Origin of the sequence: Vibrio sp. AND4 (assembly GCF_000171815.1) — a bacterium.
In the GTDB taxonomy this organism is placed as follows: domain Bacteria; phylum Pseudomonadota; class Gammaproteobacteria; order Enterobacterales; family Vibrionaceae; genus Vibrio.
The window spans coordinates 69,983-93,394 of record NZ_ABGR01000001.1 but is presented as its reverse complement, the minus strand read 5'-3'; the positions used below and the strand labels follow the sequence as shown (position 1 = coordinate 93,394).

At 45.0% G+C, this 23,412-nt stretch carries 18 protein-coding genes; 9 read left to right on the top strand and 9 right to left on the bottom strand.

What is annotated here, in order from left to right:
* The 3 genes from phrB to AND4_RS00390 are packed head-to-tail and all read right to left on the bottom strand — an operon-like array spanning window position 1 to window position 3,183.
* A complete protein-coding gene (gene phrB / locus AND4_RS00400; protein ID WP_009840883.1) occupies window positions 1-1,416 on the bottom strand; it encodes a deoxyribodipyrimidine photo-lyase in 1,416 nt (471 codons plus the stop codon).
* Between the two features lie 23 nt (window positions 1,417-1,439).
* A complete protein-coding gene (locus AND4_RS00395) occupies window positions 1,440-2,243 on the bottom strand; it encodes a MerR family transcriptional regulator (RefSeq protein ID WP_009840882.1) in 804 nt (267 codons plus the stop codon).
* Window positions 2,233-3,183 carry a DUF523 and DUF1722 domain-containing protein gene (locus AND4_RS00390; RefSeq protein WP_009840881.1) on the bottom strand — a complete coding sequence of 317 codons (951 nt, stop codon included), beginning with the start codon at window positions 3,181-3,183 and terminating at the stop codon, window positions 2,233-2,235. The genes AND4_RS00395 and AND4_RS00390 overlap by 11 nt, the downstream gene beginning before the upstream one ends.
* A 399-nt stretch (window positions 3,184-3,582) precedes the next feature.
* Between AND4_RS00390 and deoD the strand changes: the two genes are divergently transcribed.
* The 4 genes from deoD to AND4_RS00370 all read left to right on the top strand — a co-directional run bounded on the left by deoD (window position 3,583) and on the right by AND4_RS00370 (window position 7,626).
* The gene (gene deoD, locus AND4_RS00385) at window positions 3,583-4,293 is read left to right on the top strand and encodes a purine-nucleoside phosphorylase (protein WP_009840880.1); all 711 of its coding nucleotides are present in this window, start codon (window positions 3,583-3,585) and stop codon (window positions 4,291-4,293) included.
* Between the two features lie 68 nt (window positions 4,294-4,361).
* Window positions 4,362-5,831 (top strand): lactate dehydrogenase, encoded by a 1,470-nt coding sequence (locus tag AND4_RS00380; RefSeq protein WP_009840878.1) that lies wholly within the window; start codon window positions 4,362-4,364, stop codon window positions 5,829-5,831.
* A gap of 287 nt (window positions 5,832-6,118) precedes the next feature.
* Entirely contained in the window at window positions 6,119-6,496 is a 378-nt protein-coding gene (locus tag AND4_RS00375; protein WP_009840876.1) for a DUF3302 domain-containing protein, read from the top strand.
* Entirely contained in the window at window positions 6,496-7,626 is a 1,131-nt protein-coding gene (locus tag AND4_RS00370; RefSeq protein ID WP_009840875.1) for an HlyD family secretion protein, read from the top strand. The genes AND4_RS00375 and AND4_RS00370 overlap by 1 nt, the downstream gene beginning before the upstream one ends.
* 97 nt (window positions 7,627-7,723) lie before the next feature.
* Here AND4_RS00370 and AND4_RS00365 read toward each other — a convergent pair whose 3' ends face one another.
* Window positions 7,724-8,905, bottom strand: coding sequence for an MFS transporter (locus tag AND4_RS00365; RefSeq protein WP_009840874.1), 1,182 nt, complete (start codon window positions 8,903-8,905; stop codon window positions 7,724-7,726).
* Between the two features lie 353 nt (window positions 8,906-9,258).
* Between AND4_RS00365 and AND4_RS00360 the strand changes: the two genes are divergently transcribed.
* On the top strand, window positions 9,259-9,759 hold the full coding sequence (locus AND4_RS00360; RefSeq protein WP_009840873.1) for a GNAT family N-acetyltransferase: 501 nt from the start codon (window positions 9,259-9,261) through the stop codon (window positions 9,757-9,759).
* 93 nt (window positions 9,760-9,852) lie between these two features.
* Here AND4_RS00360 and AND4_RS00355 read toward each other — a convergent pair whose 3' ends face one another.
* Window positions 9,853-10,839 (bottom strand): phosphotransferase, encoded by a 987-nt coding sequence (locus AND4_RS00355; protein WP_009840872.1) that lies wholly within the window; start codon window positions 10,837-10,839, stop codon window positions 9,853-9,855.
* Window positions 10,840-11,054: 215 nt separating this feature from the next.
* Here AND4_RS00355 and AND4_RS00350 point away from each other — a divergent pair, with 215 nt between their 5' ends.
* Window positions 11,055-11,801: a flagellar brake protein gene (locus tag AND4_RS00350; protein WP_043991374.1), complete on the top strand. Its 747-nt coding sequence runs from the start codon at window positions 11,055-11,057 to the stop codon at window positions 11,799-11,801.
* 128 nt (window positions 11,802-11,929) lie between these two features.
* On the opposite strand, the gene AND4_RS00345 is transcribed toward AND4_RS00350, so the two are convergent.
* The 3 genes from AND4_RS00345 to AND4_RS00335 all read right to left on the bottom strand — a co-directional run bounded on the left by AND4_RS00345 (window position 11,930) and on the right by AND4_RS00335 (window position 17,576).
* Window positions 11,930-12,928 (bottom strand): porin, encoded by a 999-nt coding sequence (locus tag AND4_RS00345; RefSeq protein ID WP_009840870.1) that lies wholly within the window; start codon window positions 12,926-12,928, stop codon window positions 11,930-11,932.
* 437 nt (window positions 12,929-13,365) lie between these two features.
* Window positions 13,366-14,994: a methyl-accepting chemotaxis protein gene (locus tag AND4_RS00340; protein WP_009840869.1), complete on the bottom strand. Its 1,629-nt coding sequence runs from the start codon at window positions 14,992-14,994 to the stop codon at window positions 13,366-13,368.
* Between the two features lie 224 nt (window positions 14,995-15,218).
* A complete protein-coding gene (locus AND4_RS00335; RefSeq protein ID WP_009840868.1) occupies window positions 15,219-17,576 on the bottom strand; it encodes an ATP-binding protein in 2,358 nt (785 codons plus the stop codon).
* 198 nt (window positions 17,577-17,774) lie between these two features.
* On the opposite strand from AND4_RS00335, the gene AND4_RS00330 reads away from it, so the two are divergent.
* Both AND4_RS00330 and AND4_RS00325 read left to right on the top strand, forming a co-directional pair.
* Entirely contained in the window at window positions 17,775-18,272 is a 498-nt protein-coding gene (locus tag AND4_RS00330; RefSeq protein ID WP_009840867.1) for a hypothetical protein, read from the top strand.
* 133 nt (window positions 18,273-18,405) lie between these two features.
* A complete protein-coding gene (locus AND4_RS00325) occupies window positions 18,406-20,037 on the top strand; it encodes an ABC transporter ATP-binding protein (protein ID WP_009840866.1) in 1,632 nt (543 codons plus the stop codon).
* 357 nt (window positions 20,038-20,394) lie between these two features.
* Here AND4_RS00325 and AND4_RS00320 read toward each other — a convergent pair whose 3' ends face one another.
* On the bottom strand, window positions 20,395-21,294 hold the full coding sequence (locus AND4_RS00320) for a LysR family transcriptional regulator (protein ID WP_009840865.1): 900 nt from the start codon (window positions 21,292-21,294) through the stop codon (window positions 20,395-20,397).
* Between the two features lie 163 nt (window positions 21,295-21,457).
* On the opposite strand from AND4_RS00320, the gene AND4_RS00315 reads away from it, so the two are divergent.
* Window positions 21,458-23,149 carry an L-lactate permease gene (locus AND4_RS00315; RefSeq protein ID WP_009840864.1) on the top strand — a complete coding sequence of 564 codons (1,692 nt, stop codon included), beginning with the start codon at window positions 21,458-21,460 and terminating at the stop codon, window positions 23,147-23,149.
* Window positions 23,150-23,412: the final 263 nt, after the last annotated feature.

Below are 23,412 nucleotides of genomic sequence, written 5' to 3'. Positions count from 1 at the left end.
CTATTCCTTGGCGTTTTTAAAGAGGCGTAAGGTTATCTCTCTTTCCACCTTATGATCAACCATCGGCTTGTGATAATCCAGTAAATTAAAGCCGCTCCATAGCCACGGATTGTGGATAAACTTATTTGGTACTTGTTTAATTTCCGGCACCCAATGACGGACAAAGGTGCCATCATGATCAAATTTCTCACCCTGACTGATTGGATTAAAAATTCGGAAATAAGGTTGCCCATCACACCCTGTCGATGCAGACCACTGCCAACCACCATTATTCGCGGCAAAGTCTCCATCCACCAGTTTGCTCATAAAATATGCTTCCCCCCAGCGCCAATCGATATGAAGGTCTTTGGTTAAGAAGCTTGCGACGATCATGCGTAAGCGGTTGTGCATCCAGCCAGTTTGATTGAGTTGGCGCATGGCTGCATCGACAATGGGATATCCCGTTGTCCCATTACTCCAACGCTCAAATGCCACCTCATCATAAGACCATTCAATTTTATCTTCCCACTGAATAAAGCCCTGCCCCTTTACTAGCTTTGGTTCAAACACCAATAAGTGTTGGTAAAACTCACGCCAAATAATTTCACTCAACCACGTCGCTTTGCCCTCGGTAAGGTCGGTGTGGGGATTTTCAGCATGCAGTCGAGCGATACATTGTCGTGGCGACAACGCTCCAATTGCCAAATAAGGAGATAACTGACTTGTGCCATCAACAGCAGGAAAATCTCTCTCCGCTTGATAAGCATCGCTGCGTTCTCGGGTGAACCCTCTCAGCTGTTGCAAAATAGCGGAGGTCGAGACATGCCAGCGCTCACTGGACTCACGTGGATAAGAGAAAGACACGTCGACATGATAGCGGTCAGCTTTAACGGCTTGGAGTACTTCCTTAGAGAGTGCTGCCTGCGGCTCTGGTTTCCACACTTTCGGCATTTGAAATTGCGATAACCAAGCGCGTTTAAATGGGGTAAATACTTTAAAGTACTCACCCTGCTTGTTTAAAACTGTCGTTGGCGCATGGACACACTTATCATGAAAAGCATCAAACGTAATCGAGCTTTCATTTAGAAGGTTCACCACTTCCCGATCCAATGCTTGCTCGTTTACCTCGTAATGGATATTCGCCATGACACTTTTCACGTTCAAGGACACCGCCCATTGATGGATCACTTTGCCTACGTCGGCAAATTTGGGTACTTCCTTGTAGATGAGCGGGATATTAAGACCAGTGAGTTCCTCTTCGAGAAGTACCAAACGTCGCGCGATAAGATCTGCCTGCATTGGCGACATATTATGTTCTCGCCACTGCTCAGGGGTAGAAACAAAACCTGCAACCACAGGTTGGCCAGTCTCAAGGGCCGCTTTGAGCGCAGTGTGATCTAACGTTCTTAGGTCACGTCGAAACCAAACCAGAATCATGTCGTCTCCTTACGAGGGGTAAGTTAGGTAGCAAAGTGTAACTTTTCAATCACTTCAGATAACTGAACTTTTTCAGGAAGCTGCGTTTGAATTTCGATTAACACTTCAACCTGTTTGATAGGCAATGCTTTGTTAGAAAAGAAGTGAACGAACTGATAGCGAGAAAGAACCTCGTGGTCAATCAAGCTTGTTACGTCTTCTACTTTGTCAATCAAAGTAATGTGATAGCCCTGTTCACACAGTTTCGCTGCTTGAATCCAACTTTCTGATTCACGAGCCTGCTCAAAGCTGAGCAGAAGACATCTACCTTTGGACGATGCTTTATTTTCGGAATCGACGACTAATGACAAACGAGTAATCAAACAGGTTTGAAACAACCCTAGTTGAAGAGAGCGCTGAGATACCTTTACAAGATCTAACGCTTCAAAGACTGGGTTTATCAGCTGTTCAATAACAATGTTAAGTGGGTATTCTTTTAAAACATCCGATAACAAGGTTTCTGTTTTGCCACGGTTGAGTTCAGACAGGGCTTTCAGCATGGCTTCGACTTCTTCCGAACGCTGTATGTCAGAAGTAGCATCAACGTCAGAAGCTTGACCTAATAATCCTTTTACTTTGCCAATCGCAACGCCTTTTGCAAGCCACCCCTGAATTTCCCGGATCGTTTCTAGGTCTTGCTGGCAGTATAGGCGATGGCCTTTTTCTGTTCTCTGAGGTTGAATCAAGTTGTAGCGTCTTTGCCAAGCTCTTAGGGTGACGGGTTTAACCCCCGTCAACTCTGATATATCTCTAATTGCGTATAATTTTTCTTCTTGGCTATAATCCATAGCGTAGTCTCATCTCCTGTGGATAGGGTTCTAAATACTTCTGTTTTTTTAGGTACTCATCTGGGTACGCGTTGAGATAGTGCTTGATTAAAGTTAACGGGGCAAGTAATGGTAATAAACCTGTACGGTAGTCATTGATCACATCCGCCAGTTCTGTTTTTTCATTAGCGTTTAGCGAACGCTTAAAGTAGCCTTGTAGGTGCATCAATACATTGGTGTTATTTTTACGGCTCGCGCGGTTTTGTAATGCCTTCATCAAGCCAAGGCGATATTCCTTGTAGAAGTCCTCGATTTCGTAGCTTGCCACATCTGCGACCAAGCGCCCCAAAGAACGGTATGATTCTGGGTGGTGTGCCATCAACGTTAGCTTATAGCGCGAGTGGAATTCAATGATTTTGCCGCGAGTTGGCTGCTCACCCATCGACTCGTAGAAATCATTCAAACAATATACACGAGTGATGAAGTTCTCTTTTAATACCGGATCGTTGAGACGGCCGTCTTCCTCTACTGGCAACCACGGCATTTTTTCTAACAAGGTTCTGGTGTACAAGCCGATGCCCTCTTTCGCTGCACTGTTCTTGCTGTAAACCTTTACGCGCTCCATGCCACAAGTAGGAGACTTGGCGCACACTATATATCCGCACAGTTTTTCACTTTGCAGTTCATCGACTTTATTTTCTGAATACGCCAGCATTTTATCGGTGTGATCATTTTCAGGATTTTTCGTTTCGACCAAAGCAATCCGCTCTTCGTTTGTCACTAAGCGGATAGTTGGACGAGGAACTGTCATACCGACACCGACCTCAGGACATACAGGCACAAAGCTGAAGTACCCATCTAATTCTTTAGTAACAAAATTGCTGATTTTGTGCCCCGAATCGAAACGTACACGTTCGCCCAACACACAAGAACTAATACCGACTTTGATTGAAGTTTCCATGATGGCCCATCCCTATACAAAATTTTTTTCTGTATAACTTATAGCAAGTAAAAATAGATTGTACAAGATAATAACTTGTACAACTCATCACATTTTTACTCATAAATATCGGGCTTAGATCAACGCGGTTTTAGAAAAATTGGCGGTGACAGAACAAGGTTTTGCCGCAAGCATTCGACAAACGATGCAAAGGCAAATCGATTGCCCTTTTAGTTTCAACAGTTTTAGTTATCAAGCGACCATTTGAACGCCAAAACCGACCATTTTGTGACTTAACTCTCAAGTATATCGCCTGAGTAAAGGTATCATCGCCCCGACGAAAACGGACAAGTTCAACATAATTGGTAATAGTATCTATAAGGGATGCATTTTACTTAAACAAAACTTTGGAGAGCACTTATGGCAACCCCACACATTAACGCACAACCAGGTGATTTCGCTGAAACCGTTCTAATGCCGGGCGATCCGTTGCGCGCTAAATACATTGCAGAAACATTTCTGGAAGATGTGAGACAAGTTTGTGATGTTCGCAACATGTTCGGCTTTACTGGTACCTACAGAGGCAAGAAAGTTTCTGTCATGGGTCACGGTATGGGTATCCCATCCTGCTGTATCTACGTGCACGAGTTAATCGCTGAGTACGGTGTGAAAAATATTATTCGTGTTGGTAGCTGTGGCGCAGTGCGTGACGACGTTAAATTGATGGACGTTGTTATCGGCATGGGTGCTTCTACAGACTCAAAAGTTAACCGCATCCGTTTCAACAACCATGATTTTGCAGCAATCGCTGACTACGGACTGCTAGAAGAAGCAGTGAATCAAGCACGTGCTCAAGAGGTACCTGTAAAAGTGGGTAATGTATTCTCTGCCGACCTGTTCTATACACCAGAAGCGGATATTTTTGAGAAGATGGAAAAACTGGGTATCTTGGGTGTAGATATGGAAGCGGCTGGTATCTACGGTGTTGCCGCAGACCTAGGTGCGAAAGCGCTAACCATCCTAACGGTGTCTGATCACATCATTCGTGGTGAGAAACTCAGCGCAGAGGAGCGTCAAAAGTCATTCAATGACATGATGAGAGTGGCTCTAGAAACCGCAATCAACATCTGAGAAACACCTATGTCGTCAATCGCAGCCGGAGTCTGACCGGCTGCACGAATTATACCGAGGGGGCGATTGTGTCTAACGGCGAACTACCAATGGACGCAGATGGGTTACAACTCAATTTTTGTAAAACATTGGCGTGTGACAACTTTGGATTGAGTGATGCGAAGCGTTACATTTTGCAACATGCGAACCCTAAACGTCCGGCGATGGTATGCCGTGAATGCGGAGCTTTCCCCCCCTTGCTTAACAACCGCGATGTCGTCAACGAGCTTCATCGTTTACGCTGCGTCCATAGTGACGGCTTGCCAGCTTGTCGTAATGATAACTGCGACAACTTCGGACTCTCGGTCCACACTCACAAGCACCTCTATCACGCCTTCGGTTACAGTGGCGATCGCCAGCGTTACCGTTGTAAGGAGTGTCAAAGTACATTTGTTGATAAGTGGTCTGGTGCTAACAAAAAGCTCCAGTTCCAAGAAAATCTTATGGGTCTACTGTTTACCGGATATTCCGTTCGAGAAATCTGTCGTAAACTCAGCATCAACCCTAAAACCTTTTACGACCATGTTGACCATATCGCCAGCCGTTGTCGCCGAAAATTAGCAACAATTGACGCGCGTTGGGTAAATCATGCTAAGCATTATGAACTTGCATCAAATTATGTCGCTCTGCAACCAAACAGCAATAACGGGGTGTACTGGATTGCTTCGGGCGAGGCACATTCAGGTTATATATTGTGTCAACACGTAAATTACTCTTCCGATGATGAGCCCATTGCGACTCTAGATCATAACCCATACGATGAGGTGTCTAATTTCGTCTCGCAAAAATACATTGCAGAGGCAACAAAGCCACCACCGACTCCATCAAAGAAGCTGCTTGAGCGCATCGACCAGAAATACCAAACTATCCTGGCACGTGGCAATGTTGAGGACCCATTGAGCAACCTTTCTGTGTTCAACTACCCTTCAAAAGGGGCCTTGATTCGTCCGCCTTACACCTCTTACGCACACTATCTTCACGTGCTAGGTATGTGCAGTCCAAAGAAGCGTATTTCTATCTACATGCCACAAGATCCCCTTCTGCGCTCTGCCGCGTTGAGTGTTTGTTTATCGCGCATAAAAGAAAAGAGCGTCGATCTGATGTACGTCGAGGAAGATGGAAACTGGGACATGAATGCACCATTTGGCAAAGTGGATATTGCCTACATGAGTTGGTGGCGAGACCGTTGGGCAATCTCCAGTCAATACGATTGTAATAAGGGCATCTGTTATCTCGCAGGGGACAGAAACGAGCCAGAGTGTTGGCTTAACTTGGCAACAACTCGTCATGTTCAGTTCTATCAAAAGCGATTTCAATTACTTTTTGAAAGCTTTATTAACGAGCCTCGTCGCAAATTACGTCCAGCAGGCATACTGCCTCTCTTAGATATATTCAGGGCTTGGCATAATTTGTGCTATCAGGATAAGCACGGGCTGACCGCCGCTCAAAGACTGAAAGTCACCGACTCACCGCTTACGATCAAACAGTTGTTATCGTGATTATTTGTGGGCACTATGCTTAATGGTCACCCAAGTTAATCCATCATGATTTAAACGTCGCACAAAAGCTAAATTCAGGCACATAGTCTAGCTTAACGCCTTTGAAGGCCACTCCTTCGGAGGCCAAACCGTCTGCATATCGCTCCAACTCATCCCCTGTCATTCACGCCGCCCCTCTCAATCCCTGAGAATTGAGCTATAACTTACTTGATTCACTTATTTTTCCATCAAACCTTAAACCGCTAATTTTCGGTATTTTTATTTAGCAACAACCACAGGGAAGTAAAATGTTCTTAGACTATTTTGCACTTGGATTACTCATATTTGTTGCTTTGGTTATCTTCTACGGGATCATCGTGATTCACGACATCCCTTACGGCATAGCTAAGGAACGTGAGCACCCTCACCAAGACGCCATTCACTATGCGGGCTGGGTTAGCCTTTTTACTCTTCACGCACTTTGGCCATTTCTATGGATATGGGCAACCCTGTGGCGCAAAGAGCGAGGTTGGGGCTTCGAACAACTTGAGCAAGAAACCCACGATATCCATCATCGCCTCGAAGCGCTGATCGACGAAGTTAGTGCATTGAAAAAAGAGGTCTCAATGTTAAAAGGGGAAACGTCTGTATCAAGCGCGGTAGAACAAGATGGGGAGGAACAATAATGGATTTACTACTGGTTCTGACTTACGCCGCGTTATGTATCGCAATTTTTAAAACCTTCAAAATCCCTCTGAACAAGTGGACTGTACCAACGGCCGTACTCGGTGGTGTGGTGTTGGTTGGCACGCTCATCTTATTAATGAACTATAACCACCCATTTACCCAGATCGGTAACCAAGTGTTTTCAACCTCTCCTATCGTCTCTGGTGTCCGAGGTCGAGTGATTGAAGTGCCAGTTCAAGCAAACCAACCTCTGCAAAAAGGCGATGTACTTTTCCGCATCGATCCAATTCCGTACCAAGCGGAAGTGGACAAACTAAGAGCAAGAGTGAAAGAGGCAAGCCAAGGCGCACTTGGCCTTGAGTCTAGTGTTCAAGAAGCTGAAGCCTCAGTGCTCAAAGCGCTTGCTGAACGTGATAAGGCACGACGCGAGTTCGACCGATATCAGCGAGGGTTTAATCGCGGTGCATTTACAGAACAACAACTGGACACTCGTCGCCAAGCATTTAAAGCCGCTCAAGCCACGCTAGAGGTCGCACAGTCGAAAAAAGCGCAAGCGCAAATCGCATTAGACTCAGAAGTCGGTGGAGAGAACACTCAAGTCGCTTCATTATTGGCTGAACTAAGAAAGGCTGAATTCAATTTAGAACAAACCGTTGTCACCGCGCCAACCGCTGGCTATGTTACTCAACTTGCGCTGCGGCCGGGTGTGATGGCCGTTCCACTGCCACTGGCGCCGGTAATGACGTTCGTGCATACAGAAGATAAGTTCTACACTGCAGCCTTCCGTCAGAACTCACTACAACGCCTTGAGACTGGGTTTGAAGCGGAATTTATGTTTCGAGCGCTACCAGGCCATGTATTTAAGGGAGAGGTGATTGAAGTACTACCTGCGATTGGGGAGAGTCAGGTACAAGCCAGTGGCGTACTACTCGGCACGGATGCACTAAGAACCAATGGTCGAGTACTCGTCACGTTAAAAGTCACTGATGATTTAGACGCGTATCACCTACCGATGGGAACAGCCGTTGAAGTTGCGGTGTACTCAGACAGCTTTACTCACGTTGCCATCATGCGCAAAGTACTTATCCGCATGAAGAGCTGGCAAAACTACCTGTACTTAGACCATTAATTTTTCGGTGCAAATATCGTCAGCATGGGGCCAAGCGCCCCTCACAACAGGGGGCGGTAGTGACTACTGCCTTTAGAGGCACGCTGCTAGAGCTCACTTAACTCCATTTCAGCACGCGCGTCTCGTTGCCTTGCTTTGGCTTGGCTGGGATGTTTAGAGAGAGCAGCAAGCTCACTGCGGCCATCACGGCACCAATGTAGAACACGCTAGCTGGTGACACGAGCCAAATCATACCAAAGGTCACAGGAATCACTACAGCGGCAATGTGATTGATGGTAAACGCAACACCAGCGGTTGATGCCATATCTGCTGGGTCTGCAATCTTTTGGAAGTATGTTTTTATTGCAAGTGCCAAAGCAAAGAACAAGTGATCAACCACATACAATGCAGCCGCCCACTCTGCGGTTTGCACTAAACCGTAACCAACGAAGACGAAAATCAGTCCCACGTATTCGAACATGAGTGCTTTACGCTCACCGACGACACCAATAATACGCCCTATACGTCTAGCAAAAAGAAAATTGAACAAGTAGTTAATTAAGAAAAGAAGCGTAATGTCCGCAGCCGAGTAACCAAACTTCTCAACCATCAAAAATCCAGCAAAAACTGTGAAGATCTGACGTCGTGCACCGCTCATGAAAGTCAATGCGTAGTAAAGCCAATAACGCTTACGTAAGAGCAATTTTTTATTCTGCGGCACTTCCGCTTTGAATTCTGGAAACACAAACGCCATGATCACAATCAGCATAAAACCAATTCCACCAGCCAATAAGTAAACCGTTTTAAAGTCCAACGTCAGTTGCTCTAACAGCACCCAAATAGCACCGTAGGTAAACAGCGAGGATAAAGCGCCAACCGAAATGAGCTTGCCTAGCATTTCTGGTGCTTCTTCCTTAGTCAGCCATTGCAAAGACAAGGATTGCTTTAAAGTTTCAAAGTAGTGGAAACCCGTCGACATCAACAAGGTAGTAAAAAGAAGCCCAAACAAGGATGGGAAGTAACCGGTAATTGCCGTACCCAGCGTCAACATGGCAAGCGAAACCAACATAAAACGTTGCTCGCGGATAAACAGCAAAACAAAAACAACGGTAAAGGCAAGGAAACCGGGGATCTCACGCACACTTTGCAGCAGACCAATATCGGCACCGTCAAAATTGGCTTTTTCGATAACGAAGTTGTTTAGCAAAGCCATCCAAGTAGAGAAAGCAATGGGAACAATAATGGAAATCAGCAGAAGAAAGTTTTGCGGTGTTTTCCAGCTCTTCGGTGGCGTTGTCATGATCAATCCTTGGAATAATAAGTTGCCATCATACCGACAAATACAACAAACTTGCAACATCAATATAATTCAAAAGCCTTTATTACTTTGTTTATTTTCATAAGGTTAGAAATAAAATAGCGCAAGCTTCACTCCCTGTAAGTCACTTTTATCAGCGATTATTTAAGCATGGCGAACAACGACCACCCTTATGGCTAGCTTCAATGATCGTTCACTACGAAAAATTCAAGTTACTAACTCGTAAAGTATTAATATTAAAGCTATAAATATAGAAAAGATAAAAAAATGCTTTTCAAAGTGGCCTTCTCTGGTTAGATTGAATTTAGTTAACAAAAACGACAAAGGAGAGAAGCATGGAAATAATCGTTCGTCCGACCACTGTAGAAGACGCGGCTGCGCTAGTCGACATTTATTCGCAACCAAAAGCACAACGTGAAACCCTGCAACTCCCTAAGCCGTCTCTCAGCATGTGGGTAGACAGATTGTCTAACATGCCAACAGGCGTGTACAGCTATGTCGCAGAAGTCGATGGTAAGATAGTAGGAAACATTGGGTTCCATCACTCACAACGTCCAAGAACCTCGCACACCGCTTCATTTGGTATTGGTGTTCATGATAAGTACCACGGTTTAGGGGTTGGCAGTGCGCTGATAAGCACAGTGACTCAACTTGCGGACAACTGGCTGAACGTAAGGCGTATTCAAATTGAAGTGAATGCTGATAACGAGACCGCGATCGGCTTATACAAAAAACATGGTTTTGAAATCGAAGGCGAGTTAATCGATGCCTGTTTTCGAGACGGTGAGTATATTAATACCTACTGTATGGCTCGCATCCGAAAACCGAAAAACTAACTGCTATCAACAAGACACCTCCCAAGTCTATTTTCTACTGAGCAAAGGGAGGTAATTTTCTATTGGCTGGAATATTATCAAGGTTGTTGTTTTCTATTCAAACATTGCTTCCAAGTGATCTTGTGCTCGCTGAGTTAACCCTTCTGTGTAGGGGTTAATCTTCCAGTGGCTTGGGCTCCACCCTTTCACAAAACGCTGAAAATCTGACCATGCGATAGCGAATAAAGGTCGCCATTCTTGCTCAACCAAGTATGGGTTTAGTTCAGGTTGATAATGTTTCAACGCCTCATATAACGCAACAAAGTAAGTATCCAGTACCCAGGGCTCCATTTCTGCACACTGGCTAGGCTTGACCGCACTGCTCATAAACAACACAACATCTCTCATCGCACAGCCATGGCCGACATATTGAAAGTCAACGGCTGCCGCGACTGAGCCATCTTGGTTAAAACAAAAGTTGGCGAGTTTTGCATCACCATGAACCAAGGTTTGAAACTGAGCTTGATGTAAAACATGGTCAATCAACTCAGCATTTTTCTTAAGTCGGTGATCTTGTAGCTCAGCTAACTCATCGGGTCTGGTATCCAAATGCCAATAGGTGCCAGTTTGCCACAGTGCGTCATGAGTAACGCCTATATAGCGAGCATGGAAGTTGGCCAACCAGGTTAAACAAGCTCTCAATTGCACTTTATTGGCATCGCGAACTACGTCTGGATAACCCGCTTGGGCAAGATCTTCCATCACAATCAGCCATTCACTTTCATTGTGAAAGCATTTCAGACCTTGGGGAATCCTGCACCGTTCATCGACTTGTTGGCTAAAGTACTGATACCAAATCACCTCAACTTGGTAAGAATAGAGCTTGCGTTGGTGTGAGCGATCGGTGTTCCAGCCTCGCGGATGTTCAGAAGGTTTGGGCAGTTGAACATGTTTGACGATAATTGAATGATCTGGGAACGTCAGTCTGACTAACTCACCATAACCTCCCCACAGTGTTTGAATGACATCAGTGTATGCAAGCGAACCAAGTTCGAGTTGATCGCCGATGCTTTGATAATGTGGATTAATCATTGGCTCCATTCTTATATATAGCCCTCTTATTATACACTTATTACGACTCGCCAAATCAATGTAGAAAATTTAGTTTTTACCACTTACTGCACTCTCCAGTCCCTACTTTTCACTTTAGCTTTGTTGAAAATATAGATACGACTGCCTAGAATGCCCCACAAATCGAGAGTCACCTCGTACAGATAATAACGTGAACACCTTCTAAAAAAGGCATGACAATAATAATGATAAATTTAATGGCGACCGCAGGAGACAAGAGAACATCTTCGCAAAAAAGAAACACGCCAAAACGTCAGCAAAACACACTCAACAGCACAGATGCAATGGCAATGGTGGAACATGGCAGTGAAGTGACCCTAAATGTCACCACGCCTGTAGGCATAAAGTTCTCCACTAAAAGTACATTTGTTGGCTGCCATTCCGACAGTACCGCGCTGATTGAGCTGCCAAAGATCTCCGATGAAGATTTGAAGTTTTACTTTCAAGAGGGCTTCTGGATCAACGTAAAAACCTACTCCCACCGTGGTGAAGGTGCCGTTATTCCTTTTCGTGCACAGCTCAAACATCGTTTGGGCGCCCCCTACCCGTTGTTAGTGCTGAGCCTTCCCAATACCATGCAGGTATATCAACTCAGAAAAGAAGTGCGATATGAGGTAAATCTTCGCTCACGTCTTCAGTTCGAGCAATACAGAGCAGAATGCGAAATTCGAGATCTCTCCAAAAGTGGGTGTCGATTTGTGACTTCACCGATGAGCAGAACGCTGCAGGTTGGCGACCTAGTAACACTCGATATTACCATACCAGGTAATAATCTTACCATCGCGCCATTAAAGGGGAAGATTTGTAATCTGCAAAAATCGGTGCATTACGCGCGTTATGGCGTGAAGTTTGATGACTTTGGTGAAGCCAATGCAAAGAACCTATTAGGTCACCTAAAATTTGATGGCACGAAACTTAAGTTAATAGGATAGTTACGACACATCGACGCTCACGCACCGCCATATATCAACGGCATCCCAGAATAAAGAAAACCCCTTACCAGAAAGTAAGGGGTTTGGTTTTACTAAGAATAAGGCAGTATCTTAGAAAAATCTTTGACTTAGAAGTCGTAGCGTAGGCCTAGTGCTAGCTCGTCTTGGTCTACAGTACCTTGAGTGTCCAGTAGATCAAAGTTGTATGACGCGTAGCCGCGGAAGTTAGGCTTGAAGTAGTAAGTGACGTCAATCGCTAGGTTTTCAACAATATCGTCACTAGTTTTATAAGCCTTTTCTTCAGCTTTATTATAAGTAGAAGTGAATACTGTCTTATCCATTGTGTATGCCACTGCTAGTTCATAGCCTTTGTAGTCCACATCAACAGAGACAGGAAGTTGACCTAGGTTGTCACCGCCTGTGTAAAGACCAGAAACATAGAAGTTACCAACTGTATAAGCAGCCGCTAGCATGAACTCATCGCTCTTGTTTTGATCTGCGTAACCAGCACCAACTTCGAAACCAGTGTCAGCAAATGCGTAGATTGCTGATAGAGAGAAGCCATCTTCTTTGTTGTCTTCGTAGCCGTTCACACCTGGCGTACGATCAGCAAAACGGTAGCTTGCACTTACTGCTAGTTGATCGAACTGACCAGAGTAAGAAACTAGGTTATCAGTGCGATCAGCGACAGCCAGTTTGTATGCTGCGCTGTTGCCGTGGTAAGCCATGATATCAGTGAAGTCAGTGATAACGCCTAGTGCACCGTCGTTTTTACCGTAAGTGATTTCACCGTACTTGCCACCAAGACCTGCGTAAGCGTAACGAGTATCAAGTACGCTATTGCTTTGTCCATAAATATCTTCATCAACCGCACCATTTTCGTTTGTGCGGAATTCACCTTCCCAGAAACCAACGCCGTATAGGCTGTCGCTGATTTCCTGCTTGCCTAGGAAGTTAAGGCGCACACGAGATGCGTCTTCTGCTTTGCCATCCATCATAGATAGACGAGCTTCAGCGCGACCACCCATTTCTAGTGAAGTGCCGTCTTGGTTGTACAGTTCAGAAGCGACAACCTGAGATCCAGACGCTAATAGTGCCACTGCTGCAGCTAAAGTTTTCATTTTCATTTATAGTTTTCCATATCTTTGTTTTGTCATTATTTTCTCATTAGAAAACAGAAACTTCTGTCCCAACAAGAAACTGGCGGGATGATATCAGCTGCGGCCTCCAGCGCAACAAGTTGAATAGACAGCCTTAACTGAACAAAACACCATAGAAATTGACGATATGAACACACCAAAACCATCAAATTGCCGAATAGATGCAAAATTGTGTGTGTGTCAAAAAATTATTGACGTTAAAAAATGAAACAAAATGTGCATAAACGTGACACTAGTCACGTATAACTTCGATTAAATCACTGTTTTAATTACTGTTAATTAGCTCAACACTCGCTTTCCCATATAAAAAATCCCCAAGCCAGAAGCTCAGGGATAGTTGTTATATCAGTTTACGCACATTGCTTGAGCGTTAGGCTCAGTGCTTGTCACTTTTTAAATAGCGCTTAAAGCTTAAAGAAGCTCAACTGCTCTTTTTGTTTCTCAGCGAGATGAGAAAGCTCAGTACTTGCGCTCGCACTTTGGCTAATACCCGCCACATTTTTGTTCACAAGCTCAGACATGTTAACGACATTGCGATTAATATCCTGTGTTACTTGAGACTGCTCTTCCGCCGCTGCCGCGACTTGCGTATTTGAATCGTTGATATTCACCACAGATTCAGTGATACCAACCAACGCATCATTGGCTTGTTTGGTCAGCTCATTGTTGCGGTTAAGCATCTCTAAGCTAACTTGCATGCTGTCGTTCGCTAAGCCTGACTGCTCTTGAAGCTCTTCGATGATGGACGAGATTTCTTGCGTTGAGTCTTGTGCGCGCGCTGCCAGCATACGAACTTCATCCGCAACAACCGCGAAACCACGACCAGATTCACCTGCACGCGCAGCTTCAATTGCTGCATTTAGCGCAAGCAGGTTCGTTTGCTCAGATACGCCACGAATCACTTCGATAACATCATTGATTTGCACAGACTGATCTCTCAGGCGCAGGACAACTTTTGCAGCATCATTAAGCGCTTGAGACATTTGCTCGCTCGCTTGTGCACTCTCTTCAAAGATGGCAAGACCCGATTGCGCGAGGCCATCAGCTTCGCGCGCTGTTGCGTCTGCTGATGTCGCGTTGTCACTCACGTTGTTTGCTGTACTGGCTAACTCATTAACTGCCGACGCGACTTGTTCGATTTCCGCCAACTCTTGTTGCGCGTTTGCTTCTGCCTGTGCCATTACCGTAGCAAGCTCTGCTGAGGCTGATGCCACTTCTTCATTGATACGCATAAGTTGATCAACCGTATCACGCAATTGTGTTGCTGTTACGTTAACATCTTTGCTTAACTGAGAAATTTCGTTGTCACCGTCAACATCCGCACGCACGCACAGATCACCACCCGCCAGTTTACGCATCACTTCTTGCAGCTTTTGAATTGGTGTCACGATCTTGCCAGACAAGAACCAAGCTCCCAGCAGAGAGAAAGCAAATACTGCAATCACTGAAATCATGGCATTGTTTTGCACGCGAGCCTGCTGACGCGCACTGGTTGCCGATGCTTGTGTCGCAACCTCATTTACACGCTGTGATAAAGAATTGATCGTCGCAACCATTTCGTTACCCACACGACGGTAACCTGAAATAAAGTTTGTGTATTCATTATCTGACACTAAACCACGATCATGGCGGTTTAAGAATTCAACAGCACGTTTAGAGTAGTCAATGTAAGCATCGATACTCTGACGTACCTTATCCGCCTCTGTACCAAACTCGCCGCGGGCATCGATTCGATCAAGATCAGAATCAATCGTTTTTGCACCAGATTTAAGTTCCGTAAGGAAAGTATTACGACGAGTACTATCATAGATAGCGTAAACCGCGCTTATGCGTAACGGGTAAACTTGGTCGTCGATTTGAGCCAGCGTGTCTTTGTAAAACACGAGAGAATCGGAGTTAGAAGCAACCAACTCTTGCTCTGCCTCTAGGTTATTTTGAGTGATCCACAATGTGATAAACAGAGTGACCGCGGTAAATAGAACTGGAACCAATACTTGCGTTCGTACCGACAAGTTTTTCAGTGATAGCTGCATGGGTAACCTCGGGTATTTGAATGTCGCTTCCTGGCGTTGGGAGAATTCCCAGATGAATAGACAGGAAGGCAAATACTAGGGTTAGATGACATTTTTGTCCAGAATGAAAAGCTAACTATTTCATTAATTTATCGGCAATATCCTGGCATTGCGCCAGGGTACTGCCTAGATGAAAAGTTATGAAGACTTGTGCGTCTTTTTATTAATATTTAAATCAATAGGCACTATTTTCTCAACGCGTTTAACTTGGCCTGTGCCAAACCAAAAATGGTGTCAATTGGATAGGTCCCTTCATCTGTTGCTTCACCTGCCGCCTTGCCTGTGAATAGCTCGACAGCCTCAGTAACGTGGTCGATCGCCCAGATTTGGAAGTCCCCCTTCTCCACCGCTTTTACAATATCAGGACGAAGCATGAGGTTGTGCACGTTTGAACGCGGAATTATCACTCCTTGTCCAGCATGACGCCCCTTGATTTCACACACATCGTAGAAGCCTTCGATCTTCTCGTTCACGCCACCGATAGGTTGCGACTCCCCAAATTGGTTCATTGAACCTGTGATTGCAATATCCTGACGGTTTGGCTGTTTCGAAAATGCCGACACCACAGCACAGAACTCAGCCATACTGGCGCTATCACCATCTACTCCACCGTAAGACTGCTCAAAAGTAATTGTGGTTGTAAGTGGCACACGTGCGGTCTTACCAAACACTGACGACAAGTAAGCGGACAAAATCATGACGCCTTTTGAGTGAATGCTGCCGCCAAGATCAACACTTCGTTCAATATCAATCACCTCACCATCACCGTAACACGTGGTCGCAGTAATTCGGTTCGGCGCACCAAACATATGATCACTGGTACTCAGCACCGATAGCGCATTGACCTGACCGACAGCCGAGCCATCGGTATGAATGAGGGTTGTTCCATTAGTGAAAGTCTCCATCACACTGTCTTGCAAACGACTTACACGCATTTCCTGATTGCTCAACGCTTCCTCTACATGCCCGACACGGATCATGTTGGAGTTAGCTTGACGAGCCACATAGTTGGACTCTCGCAACAGATTTGCGATGTTCGCAGAGTGTAACGAAAGCTTAGTTTGGTCACCTGACAAGCGAGAGCTGTACTCTATGATGCGCGCGATGGCTTTCTTATCGCAGTGCAGCATGTTGTTGTCGTTCACGACACTGGAGATGAAACGTGCATATTGCAGTTCCGAATCTGGCGTACGCTTCATTTCATCTTCGAAATCTGCCGTCACTCGGAACAGCTCACCGAACTCCGGATCATAATGCTGCAGCAGTTGGTAAGTGCGGTAATCACCAAATAGGATGATCTTGATATCCAGTGGGATCGGCTCAGGATCGAGTGAAACTGCGCCTGTCAGCGTGACTTCTTTCTCTAGCGAGGTGAAACTCAATTGACGAGAACGTAAAGCCCGTTTAAGTCCATCCCACACATATGGCTGCTCCAATACCTTTTGGGCGTCCATCAAAAGCACACCACCATTTGCCTTATGTAAACTGCCCGCACGAATCAGGGAGAAATCAGTAAACACCGTGCCTTTGAAGGTTGCAGTTTCAATCGAACCAAACAGTGAATGATAGTTGGGGTTCTCTTCTACTACGATTGGGAACTCGCAGTCTTTACGGTTTACCAGCACATTAACTTTGTAGCGACGTGGCAGTTTCTTATCGAGAGAAGCAGTAGCAATCTCACCTTGCTCACCACTCTGCTCCAAGAAGATCTCTGCATTTTCGACAATGTCTTTTTGTAAGTCGGTTAAGTAGGTTTTGATTTCTGAATACTCAGCGTAATCCACTTTCAATTGCTTGATGAAATGAGTGATCACATCCAGCGTAACATCATCATTGAGTTTTTTGATTTTCTCGCTAAATGAATCTTCCCACTCGGTTAACTCACGAACCATATTACGCAAGCTCACTTCCAGCTCATCAATACTACTGCCGAAATATTCTTGTTCTTTCTTGCTTAACTCATCAAAAGACTCTTCGGTATGCAACTCCTCACCATTCATAGCAACAAATTGGTAATCACCTTGAGCGGTGATCGTTAGGCTAATGCCCTTATCTTTGGCTTCTTTACTGATGATATCCAATTCTGACTGTTGCTTGTTAGCCAATTGATTTTTAAGGCGATCAGCACGGCTATAGTACATTTCGTTGTCAAAAGCGAGAGGTAACGCATTAAGTAACTTACCCATCAGCTTTTCGATATCAACTCTAAGTTTGTTACCGATGCCACAAGGCAGTTTAAGTACCTTTGGTGTGCGCGTATCTTCGAAGTTCGCTACGTAACACCAATCGAACAGTTCAACATCATGTTGGTGACGATTCAAGTAGCGCAAAATCATAGTGCGCTTACCCAGACCATTCTGCCCGATGGCATAAATGTTATACCCTTTCTCCTTGATTGACATTGCGAACTCAACCGCTTTTTGCGCGCGTTCTTGCCCTACAATCTCGTCAATCGGAGGTAATTCCTTGGTCGACTTACATGGCATATTCTCTAGCTCAGCTACAGAATACAGTTGTTTAGCTTCCAATCTTTGTACTGCCATACTCGCCTCCTTTTAATTTTTTTCCTGACCTCAGTGTAGAGATTATTTATTTAAATTTAAGTGATTTACCTTCCACACTGGTTCGTTTGGACATTTTACGAACAGCTGCATACCATTAATAATGAAAACAAACCGCACTTGCAATTGATAATCAATTTCATTTAAACTCGAGAGAAATCGAATTTTGTGGGGTTAACAATGAACGTTGAGCAATGCTGGATGCGTTATCTAAAAGCAGAACAGTTGATGGAACAAGGCCATTGGCCAGAAGCTCACCGCTTGTATGAAGATGTCCTTAGTCATTTGCCTGGTCACATTCACTCTGCACTCGAAAACAACCACACAAAGCCGTGCCAGTTTGTGTGTCTTATTAGCGGTCTGCGCGATGCTAGCGTTGCGCAATCTGAAATTCTTAATAAACTCGGAATGCAACAAGAGGCGTTCTCTGCACTCAACCAATCGTATGCACTGCTGCAATTTTTACAGCTAGAAAGTCATGATTTGGTCGGTAAAGTGAGCCAATTACTAAGTAAACAAAGTGAAGATTTACTTGCGCACATGGCCGCTTTTTGCTCTGCGCAGCGCAATGCTCAATGGATGATTGAACTCAACCATGTGACTCATGCTCATGAACAATTCTTGTATTTGCAGGCAATGACTGCCGCAGATACAGGGACGCGTCATTTATATAACTAGGTAACAATTATATAGCTAGACGACTGTAATTTAATTAAACAGCAATGATTTAACTAAATAGCATTCTGCAAAGGTTTCTGCCAGCACATAAAGGCAGGTAAAGTAATAACAATACGATACACAAGGAAACGTGATGTCTTCAAAAACCATTCTTGCGGTGAAAAATCTGTCTGTCAGCTTTACGACAAATGATGGCATCGTCGACGCAGTGAAGAATGTTAGCTTTGAGCTCAAAGCTGGTGAAACTCTGTCTATTGTTGGCGAGTCAGGCTCTGGAAAATCAGTATCAACCAATGCCCTGATGAAACTGCTACCAAACAATGCGATTTTGCATACCGATTCTTCTATCGTTTTTGAAGGCGAGTCCATCATAGAAAAAACCGAGCGCCAAATGCAAAGCATCCGTGGTGACCGTATTGGTATGATTTTCCAAGAACCAATGACCTCCCTTAACCCATACATGCGCGTTGGTATTCAAGTGGCAGAAGCCATCATGTGCCATCGCCCTGTAAGTAAGAGGCAAGCCAGAGAAAAGGTGCTTGAGCTTTTTGATTTAGTGCACTTGCCAAACCTTCAACAAGCGTACGATAAGTACCCACATGAATTCTCTGGGGGCCAGTTACAACGTATCATGATTGCCATGGCGTTGATAAACGAGCCAGACATTCTGATTGCGGACGAGCCAACAACAGCGCTCGACGTCACTGTTCAAGCAGAAGTGCTTTACCTAATCAAAGAGATCCAAGCTAAGATGGGCATGGCGATTCTGTTTATCACTCACGATTTAGGTGTAGTGAAACACTTTGCCGACCGAGTGTTGGTGATGTGTAAAGGTAAAATAGTAGAAGAAGGCATCACTGAATCACTCTTCTCGGACCCACAACATAGCTACACTAAGATGCTGATAAATTCGATACCAAAGGGCAGTAAAGAGCCGATTCAACAAGGAGCAACCGAGCTGCTTAAAGCCGATGACATTCGTGTTAAATTCCTCACTAAGTCACACTTTATTGCCGGTAAAAACCAGTATTTCGAAGCAGTAAAAGGCATCTCCTTAGCATTGAAACAAGGCGAGACCCTAGGTATCGTTGGAGAGTCGGGTTCGGGTAAATCAACGCTCGGTCGCGCCTTGATTGGATTATTGCCTTCAACCGGAAACATTCAGTTTAAAGGGCAAGATCTTGCGCAACTTACTGACAAACAAAGATTCGAGCTGAAAAAAGATGTACAAATGGTTTTCCAAGACCCATATGGCTCGCTTTCACCACGGATGACTATTGGAGAGATTATTACTGAGGGACTGACTGTTCATCAACCTCAAATGAGCAAAGCAGAACGAATGCAAAAAGCACGTGATGTTTTGCAAGAAGTTCGTCTTGATCCTGCTTCTATCAACCGTTATCCACACGAGTTTTCTGGTGGTCAACGCCAACGTATCGCCATTGCGCGGGCATTAATACTTGAGCCTTCTTTTATCTTGCTTGATGAGCCGACTTCGGCACTGGATCGCTCTGTTCAGCTAACCGTGATTGATCTGCTTAAAGATCTGCAGAAGAAACACAACATCGGCTACTTGTTTATCAGTCATGATCTCTCTGTCGTCAAAGCGCTGTCCGACCGTGTGTTGGTGATGCAAAAAGGTGAGGTAATGGAACAAGGTACTGCGCAAGAGATCTTCCATCATCCAAAAAGCGAATACACAAGAAAACTGATTGAGGCATCATTTGATCTTGAAAATAATGAAAACCAACATGATGCTGCCTAGATTCATAACAATTTCATATTCATAAACTAGAGTTAGGGTATGGTGTATTACCACCATATCTACGAAAATGGTATAGCTGCCATTCGGTTTGGCCGCCGATATTGGTTGGTTCAATGTTAGGCTTAGTCACCTTAACAATTAAATTGAGTTCCCCCCAACCATAAAAATGCCGCGATGAATTTCGCGGCATTTTTTTATTACAAATTTTTGGGTAATGCATACCGTCCGTGTAGCTCCATTTGAGGTGAATGCTTTGCTCTCTTCTAAGATCAATACTAATTCAGGGCTTAGGTTTAAGATTTCAGCCAACAGAGTGATGTATCTTTCTCATTTAGCAATCGCTTATTTAGTGACTCACTAGAAGTAATGCGAAATGGCGAGATACTGCTCTCTGATATGCTCTATCAAAAGCTTTACTTTGTTTGGTGGTTGGCGAGTAAATGGATAAACGGCATAGACACCAAGTTTTTTACCAACCAACTCAGGGAAAATATCCACCAATTCACCGCTGCGAATATCATGGTAAACCAAACAACGTGGTACATAGGCGATACCATGTCCACCAAGCGCCGCTTTTCTTAATGCGGTGGCGTTGTCTGTAGAGAAACTGCCCGATACTTTGACAATATAGTCTCCGTCTTTTCCTTTAAACTGCCAGTCGGTTGCTCCTGTGGTTTGATAGGCATATTGCAGACAATTGTGACTGATTAAATCAGTGGGCTCCGTCAACTTACCGTTTTTAACGATATAGGAAGGAGAAGCACACACCACCCATTGGGAATCCAAAATATGTCTCGCAATCAAGCTCGAATCTTCCAGATAACCAGTGCGAATGACCAAGTCAAAACCACCAGCGACCAAATCAACAAAGCGATTATCTAATGACATATCAACGGTCAAGCCAGGGTGCATATTGCAAAACTCGGCAACCGCGTTGGCCAAAATCAAATCACCAGAGATAGTGGGTACCGACATTTTGATATGACCGCTGACATTCTCACCAAAACCAGAGACGGCACTCATCGCTTCTTGAGTGGCTTGCTTCACATTTTTAGCACTATGTAAAAGCGCTTTACCCGCTTCAGTTAGGGTCAATCTACGTGTTGTTCGATACAACAGCTGAGCATCAATCTCTTCTTCTAGTCGCGCAATTCTTTTACTAACTACCGAATTTGTAAGGTTATTTTCTTCCGCCACCCTACTAAAGCTGCCCAATTCTACGACCTGTGAGAACAGGATAAGATCATCTGCGCGCATTCAATTTTGTCATTTTTAGAATAAATCAATTTCATTATTTCCCTATATCTACAAAAAAGAAAGGGGTAGATTCACGCTCAATTAACAAAAACATCAAAAACATTACAAAAAATCATTTGCGCAGTAAAAAACTGCCGAGAATTCAGCGTTCGAGGATGTACCAATGAGTGAAACCCTACTTGCCCTTGTGGCATTTTCGCCAATTGTTGTCGCCGCCATATTATTGGTTGGTCTCAACTGGCCAGCTAAAAAAGCCATGCCCGTTGCGTTCGGTCTTACCGTCGCTATTGCTCTAACTTTTTGGGATATGTCAGCTAATCGTATCCTGGCGTCTGTATTCCAAGGGTTAGGGATTACGGTCTCTGTCCTTTGGATCGTGTTTGGTGCCATCTTCTTGCTCAACTCACTAAAACACACTGGCGCGATCACCACGATCCGCAACGGATTTACCGATATTTCTGCCGACCGTCGTGTGCAAGCCATCATCATCGCTTGGTGTTTTGGCTCCTTTATTGAGGGGGCATCTGGCTTTGGTACCCCTGCTGCCATCGCTGCACCGCTGTTAGTTGCGATTGGCTTTCCTGCTCTTGCCGCTGTGCTGATGGGGATGATGATTCAATCTACCCCGGTTTCGTTCGGAGCAGTAGGTACTCCCATTATTGTCGGAGTTAACAAAGGCTTGGATACGCACAACATCAGTGAAGCTCTTATCGCACAGGGCTCTACATGGGACGCGTACCTGCAGCAAATCACTTCAAGCGTTGCGATGATTCACGCAACAGTTGGCGTCATGATTCCAGTATTAATGGCGATGATGCTGACTCGATTCTTTGGTAAGAATAAAAGCTGGAGTGAAGGGCTGGACATTTTGCCATTCGCCCTATTTGCAGGCGTTGCTTTCACCGTTCCGTATGCACTAACAGGCGTGTTCTTGGGTCCTGAGTTCCCCTCCTTGATTGGTGGCCTCGTTGGTTTGGCAATTGTTGTGACAGCGGCGAAAAAAGGCTTCCTAGTACCAAAAACAAAATGGGACTTCGAAAGCGAAGATAAGTGGCCTACGGAATGGCTAGGGTCTCTTAAGATCAACCTTGATGACAATCCGGGCAAGCCAATGAGTCTAACTAAGGCTTGGGCACCATACGTGATGTTAGCAGTAATTCTCGTTGCCAGCCGTGTAAGCCCAGAATTCAAAAGCCTACTTAAGAGTCTAAGTCTGTCGTTTAGCAACATTCTCGGCGAAACGGGGATCAGCTCTGCTATCCAACCCTTATACCTCCCGGGTGGCATCCTAGTCTTTGTTGCATTGCTTGCGGTACTTCTTCAAGGTGGTGGCACAAAATCACTGAGCAAAGCGTTTGGCGACTCGAGCAAAACGTTAATTGGGGCGGGTTTCGTTCTTGTGTTCACCATCCCTATGGTTCGGATCTTCATAAACTCTGGAGTCAATGGCGCTGAGCTAGCAAGTATGCCCGTCACCACAGCCAACTTCGCCGCTGACCTGGTAGGCTCAGCATTCCCAGCGTTGAGCGCAACCGTTGGTGCGCTTGGTGCATTCATCGCTGGTTCTAATACCGTGTCAAATATGATGTTTAGCCAGTTTCAGTTTGAAGTGGCTCAGACACTCGGTATTTCAAGTGCCATTGTGATTGCTTTGCAAGCAGTCGGCGCAGCGGCTGGTAACATGATTGCTATCCACAATGTGGTCGCTGCATCCGCAACCGTGGGGCTATTAGGACGCGAAGGCGCAACCTTACGCAAGACGATTATCCCAACCTTCTACTACCTAGTCGTCACAGGCATCATCGGTTTGGTCCTGATTTACGGACTCCAAATGACCGACGCTTTAATGAAATAAACCTGAATGCGGGGGCTCACGTCCCTGCTCTTTCTCTGGTACATCGGTCGGTATAGATCCCCCGATGGTTGGTGTGGCTTGCTGCATCAATCCACCAACTGATGGACCAGCCTTTTTGAAAACAAAAATGGATTGTTCTGGTGAGAATAACCGCCGGTTCAATCACTGAATCATGCTCCAATTCTGATGTCGACTGCCCGAAAGGATGGCGGTCAGTGAAATACTGACAGAGCAGGTGCTCATTGACTCAGGGCGCAATCTTA